The sequence below is a fragment of the Microbacterium thalassium genome, from assembly GCF_014208045.1.
Taxonomy (GTDB): domain Bacteria; phylum Actinomycetota; class Actinomycetes; order Actinomycetales; family Microbacteriaceae; genus Microbacterium; species Microbacterium thalassium.
The window spans coordinates 1,803,997-1,821,130 of record NZ_JACHML010000001.1 but is presented as its reverse complement, the minus strand read 5'-3'; the positions used below and the strand labels follow the sequence as shown (position 1 = coordinate 1,821,130).

The window sequence follows — 17,134 nt, the reverse complement described above, 5'->3', positions numbered from 1 at the left end:
CGGGGCGCCGGGGCCAATCGACGATGCGTGGCCCCGGGCGCCCGCCGGTCACCGGCGCTTCTCGGCCGCGCGGCGCTGCGCGCGGTTCATCGGCGCCTGCGCGGCGCCGTTCTCGGCGGCATCCGTCTTCTGGCCGAAGGCGCCCCGCGTCTCGGGCGCCGGAGCCTGCTGCTGCGGAGCCTGCGGGGCCTGCGCGGCGGCAGCGGCGGCCTGGCGCATGCGGCTGGTCGCCGCCTGCTGCACCTGGCCGCGGTCGTTGCGCACCTCGACCTCGCCGGCGTCGTTGGCAGCGGAGTACTGCAGACGCTGACCGTCGGGGGCGGCGGCCGTCAGGCCCTTGGCCTCGACCTGGGTCACGTGCTCGCCCTCGCCGGAGCCCTCACGGCGGACCTCCACCTCGAGGTTGAAGAGGTACCCGACGGACTCCTCCTTGATCTGGCCCATCATCGCCTGGAACATCTGGTAGCCCTCGCGCTGGTACTCGATGAGCGGGTCGCGCTGGGCCATCGCCCGCAGGCCGATGCCGTCCTTGAGGTAGTCCATCTCGTAGAGGTGGTCGCGCCAGCGGCGGTCGAGGACCTGCAGCACGACGCGGCGCTCCAGCTCGCGCACGCCCTCTTCGCCGAGCATCTCCTCACGCTTGCCGTAGGCGATCCGCGCATCCGAGAGCAGCTCGCGCTTGAGGCCCTGCGCCGTGATGCGCCCCTTGGTGCCGGCCTCGGCGACGACCTCGTCGATCGTCACGCTCACCGGGTACAGCGTCTTCAGCTCGGTCCACAGCGCGTCGAAGTCCCAGCTCTCGTTGTGCCCGGCGCCGGTGTGGTCGTCGATGACGGCGTACACGGCGTCCTCGACGAAGTGCTGCACGCGGTCGGCGATGTCGTCGCCGTGCAGGATGTGCCGACGGTCGGAGTAGATCGCCTCGCGCTGGCGGTTGAGGACGTCGTCGTACTTCAGGACGTTCTTGCGGATCTCGGCGTTGCGGGACTCCACCTGCGCCTGCGCGCTCTTGATGGCGCGCGAGACCATGCCGGACTCGATCGCGACGTCGTCGGGGAAGTTCGTGCGCGCGAGGATCGCCTCGGCGGCGCCGGACTGGAACAGGCGCATCAGGTCGTCGGTCAGCGACAGGTAGAAGCGGCTCTCGCCGGGGTCGCCCTGACGGCCGGAGCGACCGCGCAGCTGGTTGTCGATGCGACGGGACTCGTGGCGCTCGGTGCCGAGCACGTACAGGCCGCCGGCCTGGATGACCTTCTCGGCCTCGCCGGCGACGATGTCACGCGTGGCGTTGTAGACGTCGTCCCACGCGGCCTCGTACTCGTCCGGCGTCTCGACCGGGTCCAGGCCCTTGGCCTTCATCTCCTGCACGGCGAGGAACTCGGCGTTGCCGCCGAGCATGATGTCGGTGCCGCGGCCGGCCATGTTGGTGGCGACGGTGACGGCGCCCACGCGTCCCGCGCGCGCGACGATCTCGGCCTCGCGCGCGTGGTTCTTCGCGTTGAGGACCTCGTGCTTGATGCCCTTCTTGGCCAGCAGCCGCGACAGGTACTCGCTCTTCTCGACGCTGACGGTGCCGACGAGCACCGGCTGCCCGGCCTGGTGGCGCAGCACGATGTCCTCGACGACCTGCGCGAACTTCGCCTGCTCGTTCTTGTAGACGAGATCGGGCTGGTCCTTGCGGATCATCGGCTTGTTGGTCGGGATCGGCACGACGCCGAGGTCGTACGTCGACATGAACTCGGCCGCCTCGGTCTCGGCGGTTCCGGTCATGCCGGCGAGCTTGTCGTACAGGCGGAAGTAGTTCTGCAGCGTGACGGTCGCGAGCGTCTGGTTCTCGGCCTTGACCGGCACGGCCTCCTTGGCCTCGATGGCCTGGTGGATGCCCTCGTTGTAGCGGCGTCCGACCAGGATGCGGCCGGTGTGCTCGTCGACGATCATGACCTCGTCGTTCATCACGACGTAGTCCGAGTCGCGCTTGAACAGGGCGATGGCCTTGATCGAGTTGTTCAGGAACGAGATGAGCGGCGTGTTCGCCGACTCGTACAGGTTGTCGATGCCGAGGTAGTCCTCGACCTTCTCGATGCCGGGCTCGAGGACGCCGATCGTGCGCTTCTTCTCGTCGACCTCGTAGTCCACGCCCGCCTCGAGGGTGCGCGCGATCTTGGCGAACTCGGTGAACCAGCGGTTGGCCTCGCCCGACGACGGGCCCGAGATGATCAGCGGCGTGCGGGCCTCATCGATGAGGATCGAGTCGACCTCGTCGACGATGGCGAAGAAGTGGCCGCGCTGGACGAGGTCCTCCCGGCGCCACGCCATGTTGTCGCGCAGGTAGTCGAAGCCGAACTCGTTGTTCGTGCCGTAGGTGATGTCGGCCTCGTACTGCTCGCGCCGGACGTCCGGCGTCTGGCCGGCCACGATCGTCCCGGTGGTCATGCCGAGGGCGCGGTAGATGCGGCCCATGAGCTCGGACTGGTACGACGCGAGGAAGTCGTTGACCGTGACCACATGGACGCCCTCGCCGGCGATGGCGTTGAGGTACACCGGGAACGCGCCGGTGAGCGTCTTGCCCTCACCGGTCTTCATCTCGGCGATGTTGCCGAGGTGCAGCGCGGCGCCGCCCATGATCTGGACGTCGTACGCGCGCTGGCCGAGCGTGCGCTTGCCGGCCTCGCGGACGGCGGCGAAGGCCTCGGGCATCAGACGGTCGAGCGTCTCCCCGGCCTGGTAGCGGGCGCGCAGCTCCACGGTCTCGTTGCGCAGCTCCTCGTCGGTGAGCTGCGTGTAGTCCTCTTCGAGCTCGTTGACGGCCTTCACCACCTGGTGCAGCCGCCGGAGGACACGGCCCTCGCCGGCGCGGAGCAGTTTCTCGAGAGGGTTTGCCACGGAGTTTCTCCATCTTGTCGGGCTGTGGGGCGAGCGATCCGCCGATCCCGCGCACGCCGTCGGGCGCCCTGCGGGCATACCCCGCCATGTTACCTCGCTGTGATCTGGGCGTCCGGTGAGCGCGACGTTCTCCACATTCCCGGTATGCATATACTCGGAAATCAGATACCCGGAATGCGCGAGGAGACGACGATGTCGGTGCGGCAGAGCCTGCTGGCGATCCTGGACCAGGGGCCGTGCTACGGCTACCAGCTGCGGAGCGAATTCGATCGCCGCACCGGATCGACCTGGCCGCTCAACGTCGGGCAGATCTACAACACGCTCGACCGCCTGGAACGCGACGGCCTGGTCGCCAAGGGCGAGGTGGACGCGCAGGGCCATGTGTTCTGGACGATCACGGATGCCGGCAGCGCCGAGGCGCGGGACTGGCTGCGCTCCCCCGTCTCGCGCGGTGCGGGGACGCGTGACGAGGTGGCGATCAAGATCGCCGTCGCCGCGACCCTGCCCGGGGTCGACGTGGCCGAGGTCATCCGCACTCAGCGCGAGGCCTCGCTCGCGCGGCTGCAGAGCCTGCGCGCCTCCTCCGCCGCCGACGCGACTCAGGACGCGCCCGAGGCGCTCGCGCGATCGATCGTCGACGAGTCGATGATGTTCGCCGCCGAGGCGGAGCTGCGCTGGCTGGATCGCACCGAGGAGCGCCTCGCCGCGCGACCGCGACGCGCCATGGCCCTGGCGCTGTCGACCGAACGCCCGCGGCGCGGCCGACCCGCCAAGCAGCCGGCGTGACGCGCGTGGCCGCGTCCTGGTGCCTCACAGGCGCCGCGCACTACCCTGAATTGTGACCGAAACCGACGCCCCGATCGAAGCAGAGGCTCCAGAAGAGCCCGCCGCGATGACCTTCTCCGACCTCGGACTGAGCGCGCCGGTCCTGAAGGCCCTGCGCGAGATCGGGTACGAGACCCCCTCCGCGATCCAGGCGGCCACGATCCCGACCCTTCTCGAGGGGCGCGACGTCGTCGGAATGGCGCAGACCGGAACCGGCAAGACCGCGGCCTTCGCCCTGCCGATCGTCGACCGTCTCGACGTGCATCAGAAGAACCCCCAGGCGCTCGTGCTCGCCCCGACGCGCGAGCTCGCGCTGCAGGTGTGCGAGGCGTTCGAGAAGTACGCCGGGCACCTCAAGGGCGTCCACGTCCTGCCCGTCTACGGCGGACAGGGCTACGGCGTGCAGCTGTCGGCGCTGCGCCGCGGCGTCCACGTCGTCGTCGGCACGCCCGGGCGCATCATCGACCACCTCGAGAAGGGGACGCTCGACCTGTCGGAGCTGCAGTATCTCGTCCTCGACGAGGCCGACGAGATGCTCAAGATGGGCTTCGCCGAGGACGTCGAGACGATCCTCGCCGAGACGCCCGACTCCAAGCAGGTGGCCCTCTTCTCGGCGACCATGCCGCCCGCGATCCGCCGCATGTCGAAGCAGTACCTCCACGAGCCCGAGGAGATCACGGTCAAGGCGAAGACCACGACCTCGGCGAACATCGCGCAGCGGTACCTCATCACGGCCTGGCAGCAGAAGATGGACGCCCTCACGCGCATCCTCGAGGTCGAGAACTTCGACGGCATGATCGTGTTCGGGCGCACCCGCAGCATCACCGAGGAGATCGCCGAGAAGCTGCGCGCCCGCGGCTACTCCGCCGCCGCGATCAACGGCGACATCGTGCAGGCGCAGCGCGAGAAGACCGTCAACCAGCTGAAGTCGGGCAAGCTCGACATCCTGGTCGCCACCGATGTCGCCGCCCGCGGCCTGGACGTCGAGCGCATCTCGCACGTCGTCAACTACGACATCCCGACGGACACCGAGTCGTACGTGCACCGCATCGGCCGCACCGGCCGCGCGGGCCGCTCGGGCGACGCCATCAGCTTCGTGACCCCCAAGGAACGCTGGCTCGTCCGCGCGATCGAGAAGGCGACGCGCCAGGAGCTCACCGAGATGGGCCTGCCCAGCGTCGACGAGGTCAACGTCACGCGCCTGTCGCGCTTCGACGACCGCATCACGGCGGCCCTGTCGGAATCGGAGCGCGTGGACCGGTTCCGCGACATCGTCGCCCACTACGTCCGCAACCACGACGTGCCCGAGGTCGACGTCGCCGCGGCCCTCGCGATCGTCGCGCAGGGCGAGACCCCGCTCCTGCTCGAGCCCGACCCCGAGCCCGCGGAGCGCCCGGCGCGCAAGCCCCGCGAGCGCTCCGCCGACCGGGACGACCGCGGACCGCGCGAGCCCCGCCGCGAGCGCGAGCCGAAGGCCGGCTACGCCACCTACCGCATCGCCGTCGGCAAGCGGCACCGGGTCGAGCCGCGCCAGATCGTCGGCGCTCTCGCGAACGAGGGGGGACTGCGCCGCGACGACTTCGGCCGCATCCAGATCCGCCCCGAGTTCTCCCTGGTCGAACTGCCGGCGGACCTGTCGCGCGACACCCTGGACCGCCTGTCCGACACGCGGATCTCGGGCCGGCTCATCGAGATGCGCCTGGACACCGGCGGCCCGTCGGGGCGGTCCCGCGGCTCCGGCGACCGGGGCGACCGGGGAGGCCGTCGCGACCGCGGCGACCGGTACGACCGCGCTCCGCGCCGCCGCGACGACCGCTGACGGGCGACACCATCGCGACTCGGGGCGCGCTCACAGCGAACCCGGGCGGAGCACGCCGCCCGCTTTCGTAGGATCGAAGACATGGCCGGATTCTGGGGCAGACGCAAGCGCGACGACGAAGAACTGCAGGCGCAGGACGCCGACCTCGCGCGACGCGCCGGCAAGGCCCTCGTGGCCGCCGACGAGCGCATCCGCCTGACGACCGACGAGCTCGCGTTCGCCGACGCCGAGCTCGGCCCGAACGCCACCGCCGACCTCCGGGAGGCGCTCGAGGCCGTCCGCACGCACCTGCGCGAGGCGTTCCATCTCCACCAGCTGAACCACGACGAGATCCCCGACACCCCCGAGGAGCTGCGCACGCGCAACGCGCGCATCGTGCAGCTGTGCGAGTGGGCCGAGGACCTGCTGGACGACCGCACCGCGGCCCTCGAGGAGCCGATCGAGCGCGCCCGGCGGGCGCCCGCGATCATCGACGGCGTACGACGGGATGCCGCGCGGCTGCGCGCGCAGCTGCCGGCGGCCCGCGAGACGGTGCGGCGCCTGGCCGCGCGCTATTCCGAGAGCGCCCTGGCGAAGATCGCCGCGAACCCGGCCGAGGCGGACCAGCTGCTGGGCTTCGCCGAGCACAGCGCCGGCGTCGCCGAGCGGCGACGCGAGGCGGGAGCGCGCGAGCACGCCAACACCGCGCTGGAGGCCGCCACCGAGTCGGTCCGCCGCGCCGAGACCCTGCTGGACGCGATCGAGTCGTTCGAGATCGAGGCGCTGCGGGCGGAGTCGACCCTCACCGCCATTGTGGAGGACTCCCGCGAGGATCTCACCGCTGCGCTCGACGAGCCCGCCTCCCCGGCCGTGACCGACGCGATCGTGGCGCTGCACGCCGCCCTGGCCGCCCTCCCGCCCGCGGGTGTCAACACGGACCCCTTCGAGCACCTCACGCGGCTGCGCGAGGCCAACGCGGCGCTCGACGCCGCCGTCGCGGCGGCCCGGGAGCGCGCGGCTCGACCCGTGCCGCCGCTCGAGCACGTGCGGCACGCGATCGACGACGCCGACCGCCAGCTCGCGGTCGCGAGGGATGTCATCGCCGGACACCGCGGCTGGATCGGCGCCGACGCGCGCACGCGCCTCGCCGAGGCCGAGCGCGTCCGCGTCGACCTGGACCGCCACCTCGGGACGTCGGCCGCGGCCGTGACCGCGATCGACGAGGAACTGCGCGAGCAGGCGTTCGAGATGGCGCGTCGGGCGGCGTTCCTCGCGAGCGAGGCGCTCCAGCTGGCCCAGCGCGACATCGATCGCTCGCGCCCCCAGGACCCGAATCAGTGGGGCGGCCAGCCCGGGTGGGGCGGCGGACGCCGCGGCGGGAACGACCTCATGGGCGGCATCCTCGGCGGCCTCGTGATCGGCAGCATCCTCGACGGCATCTTCGACTGAACGAGCCGGGTCGCGCGAACGCGGCCCGGCTCGATCGGATGACGGACGGCTACGAAGCCAGCTCCTCCTGCGTCGGCGGCGCCTGGGTCGTCAGCGAGATCACACCGTAGTCCCAGCCCTTGCGGCGGTAGACGACGCTCGGGTGATCGGTGCGGACGTCGACGAACAGGAAGAAGTCGTGGCCGACCAGCTCCATGCGGTCGACGGCGTCCTCGACGGTCATCCACTCCGCGTCGAACTCCTTCGTGCGGATGACGACCGGGGTGTAGTCCTCTTCGGACTCGCCCCCCTCGACGACGGGGATCTCACCGGTCGAGAGGGCTCGCAGCACATCGGCGGAGGCCGGCTGGACGTCGATCCCCTGCAGGGACCCGGTGTCCTTGTGGTACTTCGCCCCGCGCGGGTGGTTCCGCGCGTCGACGCGCTTGTCCTTCGCCCGGCGCAGCTGCTCGCACAGCTTGTCGACCGCGAGGTCCAGCGCCGTGAACTTGTCGCCGTCCGTGGCCTCGGCCCGCACGATGGGGCCCTTGCCGGTGACGGTGAGTTCGACGGTCTCGTCCTCCATGCGGCCGTTGTGGTACGCGCGGTGAGTGACCTTGATGTCGACCCGCTGTGCGCGGGGAGCGAGGTGCTCGATGCGGGTGGCCTTCTCCTCGACGACCGAGCGGAAGCGATCCGAGATCCCCACTCCCACGCCGACGATGCTGGTGTCCATCCTGACCTCCTTGTTCCGGTCCACCCGGTTCAAGGGCGGACCTTCTCGCCTTGATCCCTCCACGGTAACCGCGCACGGCGCGCCTGTCACGCACGAATCCGCCATGTGACGGGACCTTCGTCCCCCTGTCGCAGACCGGTGCGGGCGGCGCCGTCCGCGGCGTCCCGGCGCGGTGTCGCGGCGTCCCGGCGCGGTGTCGCGGCGACCACGACGGCGCCGGCCACGACCCCGCCGGCCGCGCGCACGGCCCGCGCCGCCTCGTCGAGCGTGGCGCCCGTGGTGACGACATCGTCGACGATGACGACCCGCGCTCCGGCGACGCCGTCCGCCCGCAGGCTTCCCGCGACGTTGTCCCGCCGCGCCTCGCGCCCGAGTCCGCGCTGGTCGGCCGCGGACCGCCGGATCCTCAGCAGGCGGCGCACCGGGAGCCCGGCGCGCGCCGCGACGAGATCCGGAACGCGGTAGCCGCGGCGCCGGTATGCGTCCGCCGAGGTCGGGATCGGGGCGAACAGCGCGTCGCGGGGCGGATCGAGGGCGGATGCTGCGGCACGCAGGGCGGGGGCGAAGACGCGTGCGATGCCCGTGCGCCCCTCTCCCTTGAGCACGCGCATCGCGCGGGCCGCGACCCCGTCCAGCGTCAGCCCCGCGTGCACAGCGACGCCTCCGGGCGTCCGCCAGTCACGCGGGCGGGGCACCAGCTCGCGGCGGCACCGGCCGCACAGCGCGACGTCGGCCGCGCCGCATCCGGCGCACTCGACCGGGATGATCAGGGCGAGCGCGTCCGCGAGCGCTCGGGCCACGGCATCCGCCGCCGCCCGCGTGTCCGTCATGCGCCCACTGTGGCGGCGGAGCGGCCGACGGCCGCCGACGCGCGCGCATCGGTGGACGGATCGCCGCGACGGGGGTCCTGGGGAGGACTACCCGGGGCTTCCCTGCTGCGTCGCGAGGACGAGCACGCCCGTGGCCGACTCCTGCCAGTTGGCACCGCGCCGCACCAGCAGCGTGCCGTCCTCGGTGCGCAGGCGCACCGTCGCCGTGGACGGCCCGCCCGCGATGTCGACGACGCCGACCGGCGCCGCCGTGGTCGACACCGGACCGCCGACGATCTGCTCCGAGACCACGCCGGCGTCCCCGGCGGTGCTGACGACGCCGACGGTGACGTCGTCGAGCCAGGCGATGCCGGACACCGGCCCGGCGATGACGCCGAGCAGGACCGGGTCGCCGAGCGCCTGCGGCGAGCCCTCGGCATCCCGCGCGACACCCGCGATCCACAGCTCGCGACGCGTGCCGACCTGTACCGCCGCGGCCAGACGCGTGCCGTCGCGCGAGATCGCGATCGCCGACACCGCGGCGACGCCTCCGAAGGCGTTGGCGACCTCGCGCGCTCCGGACGTCGTGACGGCGATGATTGCGGCCGGGTCGCTGCGCGGCACGCTCCACACGGTGCCCGACGGGTCGATCGTGGGGTCGACCAGACGGTCGCGACGGTCCACGACCTCATCGCTCCCGTCGGCGCCGACGCGGTGCACCGTCCCGTCGCCGGCCCGAACGACGGCCAACTCCCGCTCGGCGGTGACCTGCACCGCGGTGGGATCCAGGTCCGGCACGACGTCGCTGAGGCCCTCGACCGGCGTCAGCTCCTCGCCGGTGAGTGCGCCGAATCCGTCCTCGGTCAGCACCAGCGGCCCCCCGGAGATGCGCGTGGACCGCGTCTCGACGCGCTCGGCCTCCAGCGGCGCCTGCGCGACCGACATCTCCACGCGGCTCACGCCCGCCGTCGCCAGGCTCGCCTGCAACTGCGTGAGCATGCGGTCGAGGGTGCCGGGTTCGATCGCGAGGGCGCTGTCGTCGAGCTCGACCTGGGCCACCCCGGACTCGACCGGGACGGCGGCCCGTGCCGCGACGCCCTCGGGGAAGCTCGTGACGACCGCCTCGGCCAGCCAGTCGGCGACCGGCTTGTTCACGAGTGCGTCGGTGATGCGCGTGGGCGCGTTCGTCGCCGGGAACCACCGGACGTCGGGAACGAGGTACTCCCATGCCGGATCGAAGTAGAACACCGAGTAGCGGTGGTAGACGCTCGGGAACACGTCGCTGTCGAGGACGATGCCGTCCGGGGCATCCGTGATGCGCCACTCCCCGTCGTCCTGCAGCTCGAGGGTGAACGACAGCGTCGTCGTCCCGGCGTCGACCGGCGCGTACGTGCCCCGATCGTCGACGCCGGCGATCGCGACCACCGAGACGGACACCGTCGCCTCGCCGGTGGTCTCGTCGGTCTCAGCGCTGTCGGTCTCGTACACGCGGTCCCCGGGGACGACCACCGTGACCCCGACGTCCGGCCGCCACTCCGTCGCGAAATCCGGCGCCAGGTACTCGCGGGCGCGGGCCCAGCCGTCGGTGGGACCGGAACCGGCCAGCAGGAAGCCGTCGACGATCTCATCCGGGGTGGCGCCGGTCTGCGGCCGCTCGGGCAGGAAGATCGTGTCGGCCGGCGCGCTGGTGGACTCCGCCTCCTGGCCGGGGTACACCGGTCCGCTGGTGGGAAGGCCCGCGCACGCCGACAGCGCCACCGCGAGCGCGCCGGCCACGACCGCGGCGACCCACCGCCGCGCCCTCACGAGGCACCTCCGCCGGCGCTCGGCACGTCGATCGGCTGCGTCAGGCCGAGCGCGTCGATCCCGGTCGCGGTGTCCTCCGTCGGGAACGCGCCGATGGGCGAGGGCGCCGCCTCCGCGCGGCCGTCGCGCGGCAGCGTGAGGACGAAGTTCGATCCGCGCCCGAGCTCGCTCCACACCGCGAGCGTCCCGCCGTGCAGGCGCGCGTCGCCGAGGGCGATCGACAGGCCGAGCCCCGTCCCGCCGATCGTCCGGCTGCGCGAGGGGTCGGCGCGCCAGAAGCGGTCGAACACGCGCTCGGCGTCCTCCGGCCGCATGCCGAGACCGTAGTCGCGCACGCCGATGGCCACGGCGTGCTGGTTGCTGTCGACCGTGACGACGACGGGGCGGCGCTCGCCGTGCTCGATCGCGTTGCCGAGCAGATTCCGCACGATGCGCCGCACACGACGCGGATCCATCTCCACCGGGCTGTAGCCGCCCGGCGCGACGAGCCGCACGTCGACGCCGTGCTGCTCGGCCAGCTGCTGCATCGAGCCGATCACGTCCTCGGCGAGGTGGGCGAGGCTGGTCGGCTCGAGCTCGAGCTGCACCGACCCCGCGTCGTAGCGGCTGATCTCGAGGAGGTCGGTCAGCAGCGTCTCGAACCGCTCGACCTGCGCGTTCAGCAGCTCCGCCGCGCGAGCGGTGGCGGGGTCGAACTCCTCGCGGTGGTCGTTGATCATGTCGGCGGCCAGACGGATCGTCGTCAGCGGCGTGCGCAGCTCGTGCGAGACGTCCGAGACGAACCGCTGCTGCACGAGCGACAGGTCGGCCAGCTCCTTGATCTGCGACTCGATGCTGTCGGCCATCGCGTTGAAGGACCGCCCGAGCGTGGCCAGCTCGTCCTCGCCGCGCACCGGCAGCCGGACGCCCAGCTCACCCGCCGCCAGCAGGGCGCTGGTGTCGGCCGCCTCCGAGATCGGGATCGTCACCGAACGCAGGACGAACCACGCGATGCCGCCGATCAGGACGACCAGGGCGACGCCCGAGAACCACAGCGTGGCGTGGACGAACCCCAGTGTCTGCGCGGCGCTGGCCAGATCGTACGCGAGGTACAGCTCGTACGGCCCGACGCCCGGGACCTCCAGCTGCTGGCCGACGAGGATGCCGGGCAGCTCGCCGCTGTCGCCCGGAATGGCCACCGACTGCCACCACTGCTGCCCCTCGCCCAGCTGCACGCGGTCGCGCATGCCCTCGGTGATGACGTCCTCGGCCCACGTCGTGGTCGCCCAGTCCTGCGGCGCGTTGCCGGTCGCCGGCCCGATGCGGAAGGCGGCCATCATGTCGGCCGCGGTCTGCTGCTGCATCGCCGTGCGGACGGCGGTCATCACGTTCTGCAGCTGGACCTGGTCACCCTGGGTGGCGGCGGAGTCGAGGGTGGCCTGGGCCGCCGACTGCGCCCGCAGCGCGTCGCCCAGCACCTGCCGCAGCCTCGAGTCGAAGAGGTCGTTCTGGATCGCCAGGGCCATCCACACGCACGCGACCGTCACGGCGAGCGACGTCAGTCCCAGCGTGACCGCGAGCGTGCGGAAGCGCAGCGAGCTGCGCCACAGCCCGGCGATGCGGCGCGGCCACGCCCGCCACTCCCGCCACGAGTCCAGCGGAGCCGAGGTCGCCGTCGCGCCGGTGGTCACGCCCGCCTCAGACCACCGCGCCGGCGCGGTATCCGACGCCGCGCACCGTCGTCACGATCGAGGGGTTGTCCGGGTCGGTCTCGACCTTGGCGCGCAGCCGCTGGACATGGACGTTCACCAGGCGCGTGTCCGCCTTGTAGTGATAGCCCCACACCTGCTCCAGCAGCATCTCGCGCGTGAACACCTGCTGGGGCTTGGACGCCAGTGCGACGAGCAGGTCGAACTCGAGCGGGGTCAGCGCGATCTGATCGTCGCCCCGGCGCACCTCGTGCGCGGACACGTCCACCACCAGGTCACCGATGCGCAGCACCTCGGTCGGGGTCGCGCCCACCGGACGCAGGCGGGTGCGGATGCGGGCGACGAGCTCCTTGGGGTTGAAGGGCTTGACCATGTAGTCGTCGGCGCCCGACTCCAGTCCCTTCACGACGTCCGCCGTGTCGGTGCGCGCGGTGAGCATGATGATCGGGATGCCGGACTCGGCGCGCACCTGCGTGCACACCTCGATGCCGTCCATTCCCGGGAGCATCAGGTCGAGCAGGATCAGGTCGGGACGCTCGTTGCGCCACGCCTCCACCGCCTTGGCGCCGTCGGCGCAGAACACGGTCTCGAAGCCCTCCGTGCGCAGCACGATGCCGATCATCTCGGCCAGCGCGGTGTCGTCGTCGACCACCAGGATCCGTGATGTCATGTGCCTGCGTCGTCCTTTGCGTCGGGTGGGGGCACGGCACCTCGAGCGCCGTCCCCGTGCGCTTCCCACAGAGTAGTCGACCCCGGCTGTGGACGGGTCCGGGCGCGCCAGACGGCGCTGTGACACGATAGTGATTCCACCGGCGCCACCGCTCCGCCACGGCGGCGCGCATCGGTCGGACGCGTCGCACGAAGGGGAGACCGTGACCGCCTATCCCGCCTGGACACCGGCATCGCGCCCCGGGATCATCCCCCTGCATCCGCTGTCGTTCGGCACGATCCTCGGTCGCTCCTTCGCCGCACTGCGTCAGAACCCGCGCGTCCTGCTCGGCTTCGCCCTCGTCGTCCAGACGGCCGCCTATCTGCTGGTCATCGTCGCCGCCGGCACGATCGGCATCCTGGCGTTCACACGGCTGGACACGGTCGCGGCCGGCAGCGAGGACTTCGACCAGATCATGGCCGGCTCCATCGCGCTGACGATCCTCGCCGGCTTCGCCCTGGGCCTGGCGGCCGGAGCGATCGGCGTCATCGTCCAGGGCGTCGTGGTCACCGAGGTGGCGCACGCGGCGGTCGCCGAGAAGCTCACGCTGCGCGCGCTGTGGCAGCAGCTCAAGCCGTCGGTGTGGCGGCTCATCGGCTACACCTTCCTGCTCGCCCTCGTCGTCGCGACCGCCATCGCGATCGTCGGCGGCGCGGTGATCGCGGTCGGCATCGCCGTTCCCCCGCTCGGGATCGGCCTGGGCCTGGTGGTGCTGCTCGCCGCGGTCCCGCTCACCCTGTGGCTGTCCACCAAGCTCCTCCTGGCGCCTGCGGCCATCATCCTCGAGCGGGCGACGATCCGAGGGGCGATCGCTCGATCGTGGATGCTGATCCGCGGGCGGTTCTGGCCCGCGCTCGGCATCATCGTCGTCCTCGGACTCATCTTCGGCACGATCGCCCAGGTCGTGAGCATCCCGTTCGCGCTGCTGTCGTCGGGGCTGACGACGATCATCGCGCCGACCGGATCCCCCGACGTCGCCGCGCTGACGGCGACGATCGTGACGCTGCTGCTCTCGCAGGCGGTCACGCTCCTCATCCAGGCCGTCGCCGTCGTGGTGCAGTCGACGGCGACCTCGATCATCTACATCGACTGCCGGATGCGGCGCGAGGGGCTCGACCTCGACCTGCTCGCCTACGTCGAGAAGCGCGATGCCGGCGCGACGGGGCTCGGCGACCCGTATCTGCAGGGCATCGGCCGGGCGTTCGCGCGGCCCATGCCGGTCCCGCCCGGCTACGCCCCCGCACCGTCGCCGTACGCCTACGACCCCCGCCATGCCGCGTCCGTCGCCGGCCCGGGGGCTCCCGCCGGGGCCGCCCGGCCGCCGTACCCGTACCCGGCGCAGCAGCCCTACCCGGCCCAGCAGCCCTACCCGGCCCAGCAGCCCTACCCGGCCCAGCAGCCCTATCCGGCCCAGCAGCCCTACCCGGCCCAGCCGCCGCAGGCGGCTCCCCCGGCATCCGGCCCGCCGCACGCGCCGGCGCCCCCGGCCGCGCCCGCGGCGCCGGCCGCCGCTCCCGCCCCTCCCCCGGCGACCTCCGGCCCCGCGGCCCCGCCCACGCGGTGGGTGGCGCCGGGCGACGACGAGGGCGGCACGTGACGCCGATCACGCTGTGGCAGACCCTGCAGGCGTCCGGCGCACCCCTCATCCCCGACGGCGACGAGGGCCGCCGGTGGGCCGAGCGCGAACTGGCCGACCCCGTCTACGACGAGGCGCGCCCGACGGCGTTCGACCGCTTCGCCCAGGCCGTCGGCGAGTGGTTCGCGAACCTGTTCCAGGTGGACGTCCCCGGCGGCGTCGGCGCCACGTTCGCGCTCGTGGCCGCGGGCATCGTGATCGTCGTCATCGTCGCGGCCTTCCTCATCTGGGGCGTCCCGCGCCGCAGTCGGCGGGCGCACGCGAGGACCCTCGCCCTCTTCGACGAGGACGACGCCCGCTCGGCGGCCCAGCTGCGGGCGGATGCGGCGGATGCGGCGGCCCGCGAGCGGTGGGACGAGGCGATCGTGCTGAGGTTCCGCGCCCTCGCCCGCGGCGTCGTCGAGCGCGGCGTCGTGAGCACGCCGCCGGGCGCCACCGTGCACGCCTTCGCCCGCGCGGCCGGGCGCGTGTTCCCGGCGTGCGCCGGCGATCTCGAGCGCTCCGCCACGGCCTTCGACGACGTCCGGTACCTCCGGCGTCCGGGCACCGAGGAGCTGTACCGCGTCGTCGCCGACACCGACGCGGCGATCGAGCGCACGAGGCCGTCCGTCCTCGCGGAGGTGCCGGGATGACCGCGACGACACCCGTCGGCGCCGCGACCCCGGCCGTCCCGCGTCCCTCCCGGCGGCGCGCCGTCGTCGCGTGGGTCGTGATCGGCGCGGTGCTGCTCGTGGTCGGCGGCGTCGGCGGCTGGCTGACGGGCCTGTACCAGTGGAGCCAGCGGGACGCCCTCGACCCCGATTCGGCGGGCCCCGCGGGCACGCGCGCCCTCGTCCACATCCTTCGCGATCAGGGAATCGAGCTGACGGTGACCGACGATCGCGCGGCCGCCCTGCGCGCGCTGTCCTCCGGCGCCGCGACCCTCGCGCTCCCCGACGCGCCCGCGCTGTCGGACGGCGCGGTGGCCGAGCTCGCGGACGCCGCGGCGGACGTCGTCCTGCTGGATCCGCGTACGCGGACGCTCGGACTGCTGCTGGGCGACACCGCCCTCGCCGGTGAGGGCGACGACACGGTCGCGTCACCCGCGTGCTCGCTCGCCGAGGCGACACGGTCGGGCGGCGTCGTCCCGGGCGCGGTGTTCACGCCGGACGCCGACGCCGCCGCGTGCTACCCCTCGGGACAGGGGTACGCCCTGATCGTGCACGACGACCGGGGACACCGCATCGCCGCGCTCGACGCACGCGCGATCATCGCCAACGACGTCCTCGCCGAGGACGGCAACGCCGCCCTCGGCCTCAATCTGCTGGGCCGCCACGACACGGTCGTCTGGTACGTGCCGAGCGCCGCCGACACCGACCTCGTCGACACGTCGCCGTCACTGGGCGAGCTGACGCCGCCGTGGGTGAGCCCCGTCATCGTGCTGCTGCTGGCCGCGGGCGCGGCCGCCGCCGTCTGGCGAGGGCGGCGGTTCGGCCCCCTGGTGGCCGAGCGGCTGCCGGTCACGGTGCGCGCCTCGGAGACGACCGAGGGTCGCGCCCGCCTCTACGAGCGCTCGCGCGACGCCCTCCATGCCGCCGACCAGCTGCGCAGCGCCGCCGCCGACCGCCTCGCGGCGATGCTGGGGCTCGGCCCGGCCGCCTCGGCGTCGGAGATCTCCGATGCGGCGAGCGCCGTGTCGGGCTGGGATCCGCGCGCGGTGCGCGGCATCCTGATCGACGAGGTCCCCCGCACCGACGCCGAGCTCGTCGCCCTCGACGAGCGCCTGCGCCACCTCGAGCAGGCCGTCCGCACGGTCGTGCGCACGGGGACCGGACCCGAAAGGAACGCCGAATGACCGACTCCCCCACCGCACCCGCTCCGGACGACGCCGCCCTCCGCGAGGCCATGAACCGCGTCCGCACCGAAGTGGGCAAGGCCGTCGTGGGCCAGGACGGCACCGTCACCGGCCTCCTGATCGCCCTGCTGGCCCGCGGCCACGTGCTGCTGGAGGGCGTCCCCGGGGTCGCCAAGACCCTGCTGGTGCGGACGCTGTCCACCGCGCTCGGCCTCGACACGCGACGCATCCAGTTCACCCCCGACCTCATGCCCGGCGACGTGTCGGGATCGCTCGTGTACGACGCGCGCACCGGCGAGTTCGAGTTCCGCGAAGGACCGGTCTTCACGCACATCGTGCTGGCCGACGAGATCAACCGCACGCCTCCGAAGACCCAGGCCGCCCTGCTGGAGGCGATGGAGGAGCGCCAGGTCTCCACGGACGGCGTCACCCGCCCGCTCCCCGATCCGTTCATGGTCGCCGCGACCCAGAACCCGATCGAGCACGAGGGCACCTACACGCTCCCCGAGGCGCAGCTGGACCGGTTCCTGCTCAAGCTCGTGGTGAGCCTGCCCGCACGGGACGCCGAGCTCGCGGTGCTGCGCCGCCACGCGGCCGGCTTCGACCCGCGCGATCTCGGCGCGGCGGGCGTCCGGACCGCCGTCACAGCCGATGAGATCCGCGCCGCCCAGCACGCCGCGGCATCCGTCTCGGTCTCGGACGCCGTCCTCGGCTACGTCGTCGACCTCGCGCAGGCGACGCGGCGAAGCCCGTCCGTGCAGCTGGGCGTGAGCCCGCGCGCGTCGACCGCCCTGCTCGCCACGGCGAAGGCGTGGGCCTGGCTGGGGGGCTACCCCGCCATCACGCCCGACCACGTCCAGACGATGCTCGTGCCGACGTGGCGCCACCGCATCCGCCTGCGCCCGGATGCCGAGCTCGAGGGCGTCTCGGTGGACGCCGTGCTCGGTTCGGTCGTGCAGCAGACGCGCGTGCCGATCTGACG

Annotated in this window: 13 protein-coding genes; 7 read left to right on the top strand and 6 right to left on the bottom strand. The window is 72.8% G+C overall.

Features of this window, described 5'->3' with window-relative positions:
* Positions 1 to 48: 48 nt before the first annotated feature.
* Entirely contained in the window at positions 49 to 2,883 is a 2,835-nt protein-coding gene (secA, locus tag HD594_RS08290; RefSeq protein ID WP_184750485.1) for a preprotein translocase subunit SecA, read from the bottom strand.
* Positions 2,884 to 3,075: 192 nt separating this feature from the next.
* Between secA and HD594_RS08285 the strand changes: the two genes are divergently transcribed.
* From HD594_RS08285 to HD594_RS08275, 3 genes are all read left to right on the top strand, one after another.
* Positions 3,076 to 3,669: a PadR family transcriptional regulator gene (locus tag HD594_RS08285; protein ID WP_184750484.1), complete on the top strand. Its 594-nt coding sequence runs from the start codon at positions 3,076 to 3,078 to the stop codon at positions 3,667 to 3,669.
* A gap of 106 nt (positions 3,670 to 3,775) precedes the next feature.
* Entirely contained in the window at positions 3,776 to 5,527 is a 1,752-nt protein-coding gene (locus tag HD594_RS08280) for a DEAD/DEAH box helicase (RefSeq protein WP_184752696.1), read from the top strand.
* 81 nt (positions 5,528 to 5,608) lie between these two features.
* Positions 5,609 to 6,955 carry a coiled-coil domain-containing protein gene (locus HD594_RS08275; protein ID WP_184750483.1) on the top strand — a complete coding sequence of 449 codons (1,347 nt, stop codon included), beginning with the start codon at positions 5,609 to 5,611 and terminating at the stop codon, positions 6,953 to 6,955.
* 49 nt (positions 6,956 to 7,004) lie between these two features.
* On the opposite strand, the gene hpf is transcribed toward HD594_RS08275, so the two are convergent.
* From hpf to mtrA, 5 genes are all read right to left on the bottom strand, one after another.
* Positions 7,005 to 7,670 (bottom strand): ribosome hibernation-promoting factor, HPF/YfiA family, encoded by a 666-nt coding sequence (gene hpf / locus HD594_RS08270; RefSeq protein WP_184750482.1) that lies wholly within the window; start codon positions 7,668 to 7,670, stop codon positions 7,005 to 7,007.
* An 86-nt stretch (positions 7,671 to 7,756) separates the two neighbouring features.
* Positions 7,757 to 8,500 carry a ComF family protein gene (locus tag HD594_RS08265; protein WP_184750481.1) on the bottom strand — a complete coding sequence of 248 codons (744 nt, stop codon included), beginning with the start codon at positions 8,498 to 8,500 and terminating at the stop codon, positions 7,757 to 7,759.
* A gap of 87 nt (positions 8,501 to 8,587) precedes the next feature.
* Positions 8,588 to 10,285: an LpqB family beta-propeller domain-containing protein gene (locus HD594_RS08260; RefSeq protein ID WP_184750480.1), complete on the bottom strand. Its 1,698-nt coding sequence runs from the start codon at positions 10,283 to 10,285 to the stop codon at positions 8,588 to 8,590.
* Complete coding sequence (gene mtrB / locus HD594_RS08255) at positions 10,282 to 11,955, bottom strand: MtrAB system histidine kinase MtrB (protein WP_184750479.1); 1,674 nt, start codon at positions 11,953 to 11,955, stop codon at positions 10,282 to 10,284. The genes HD594_RS08260 and mtrB overlap by 4 nt, the downstream gene beginning before the upstream one ends.
* 7 nt (positions 11,956 to 11,962) lie before the next feature.
* Positions 11,963 to 12,643: an MtrAB system response regulator MtrA gene (gene mtrA / locus HD594_RS08250; protein ID WP_184750478.1), complete on the bottom strand. Its 681-nt coding sequence runs from the start codon at positions 12,641 to 12,643 to the stop codon at positions 11,963 to 11,965.
* Positions 12,644 to 12,845: 202 nt separating this feature from the next.
* On the opposite strand from mtrA, the gene HD594_RS08245 reads away from it, so the two are divergent.
* Genes HD594_RS08245 through HD594_RS08230 form a run of 4 tightly spaced genes read left to right on the top strand, consistent with a single transcriptional unit; the run spans position 12,846 to position 17,132 of the window.
* Positions 12,846 to 14,279 carry a DUF7847 domain-containing protein gene (locus HD594_RS08245; protein ID WP_184750477.1) on the top strand — a complete coding sequence of 478 codons (1,434 nt, stop codon included), beginning with the start codon at positions 12,846 to 12,848 and terminating at the stop codon, positions 14,277 to 14,279.
* On the top strand, positions 14,276 to 14,950 hold the full coding sequence (locus HD594_RS08240; protein ID WP_184750476.1) for a DUF4129 domain-containing protein: 675 nt from the start codon (positions 14,276 to 14,278) through the stop codon (positions 14,948 to 14,950). The genes HD594_RS08245 and HD594_RS08240 overlap by 4 nt, the downstream gene beginning before the upstream one ends.
* Positions 14,947 to 16,152 carry a DUF4350 domain-containing protein gene (locus HD594_RS08235; protein ID WP_246413931.1) on the top strand — a complete coding sequence of 402 codons (1,206 nt, stop codon included), beginning with the start codon at positions 14,947 to 14,949 and terminating at the stop codon, positions 16,150 to 16,152. The genes HD594_RS08240 and HD594_RS08235 overlap by 4 nt, the downstream gene beginning before the upstream one ends.
* Positions 16,149 to 17,132 carry an AAA family ATPase gene (locus HD594_RS08230; protein WP_184750475.1) on the top strand — a complete coding sequence of 328 codons (984 nt, stop codon included), beginning with the start codon at positions 16,149 to 16,151 and terminating at the stop codon, positions 17,130 to 17,132. Before HD594_RS08235 ends, HD594_RS08230 begins: the two co-directional genes overlap by 4 nt.
* The last annotated feature ends 2 nt before the right edge of the window (positions 17,133 to 17,134 follow it).

What these genes read in the sequence shown, in the direction of transcription:
- HD594_RS08235 (WP_246413931.1), top strand. Translation starts at nt 14,947, where the DNA reads ATGACCGCGACGACACCCGTCGGCGCCGCGACCCCGGCCGTCCCGCGT.
- HD594_RS08265 (WP_184750481.1), bottom strand. Translation starts at nt 8,500, where the DNA reads ATGACGGACACGCGGGCGGCGGCGGATGCCGTGGCCCGAGCGCTCGCG.
- HD594_RS08230 (WP_184750475.1), top strand. Translation starts at nt 16,149, where the DNA reads ATGACCGACTCCCCCACCGCACCCGCTCCGGACGACGCCGCCCTCCGC.
- hpf (WP_184750482.1), bottom strand. Translation starts at nt 7,670, where the DNA reads ATGGACACCAGCATCGTCGGCGTGGGAGTGGGGATCTCGGATCGCTTC.
- HD594_RS08280 (WP_184752696.1), top strand. Translation starts at nt 3,776, where the DNA reads ATGACCTTCTCCGACCTCGGACTGAGCGCGCCGGTCCTGAAGGCCCTG.
- HD594_RS08275 (WP_184750483.1), top strand. Translation starts at nt 5,609, where the DNA reads ATGGCCGGATTCTGGGGCAGACGCAAGCGCGACGACGAAGAACTGCAG.
- mtrA (WP_184750478.1), bottom strand. Translation starts at nt 12,643, where the DNA reads ATGACATCACGGATCCTGGTGGTCGACGACGACACCGCGCTGGCCGAG.
- HD594_RS08285 (WP_184750484.1), top strand. Translation starts at nt 3,076, where the DNA reads ATGTCGGTGCGGCAGAGCCTGCTGGCGATCCTGGACCAGGGGCCGTGC.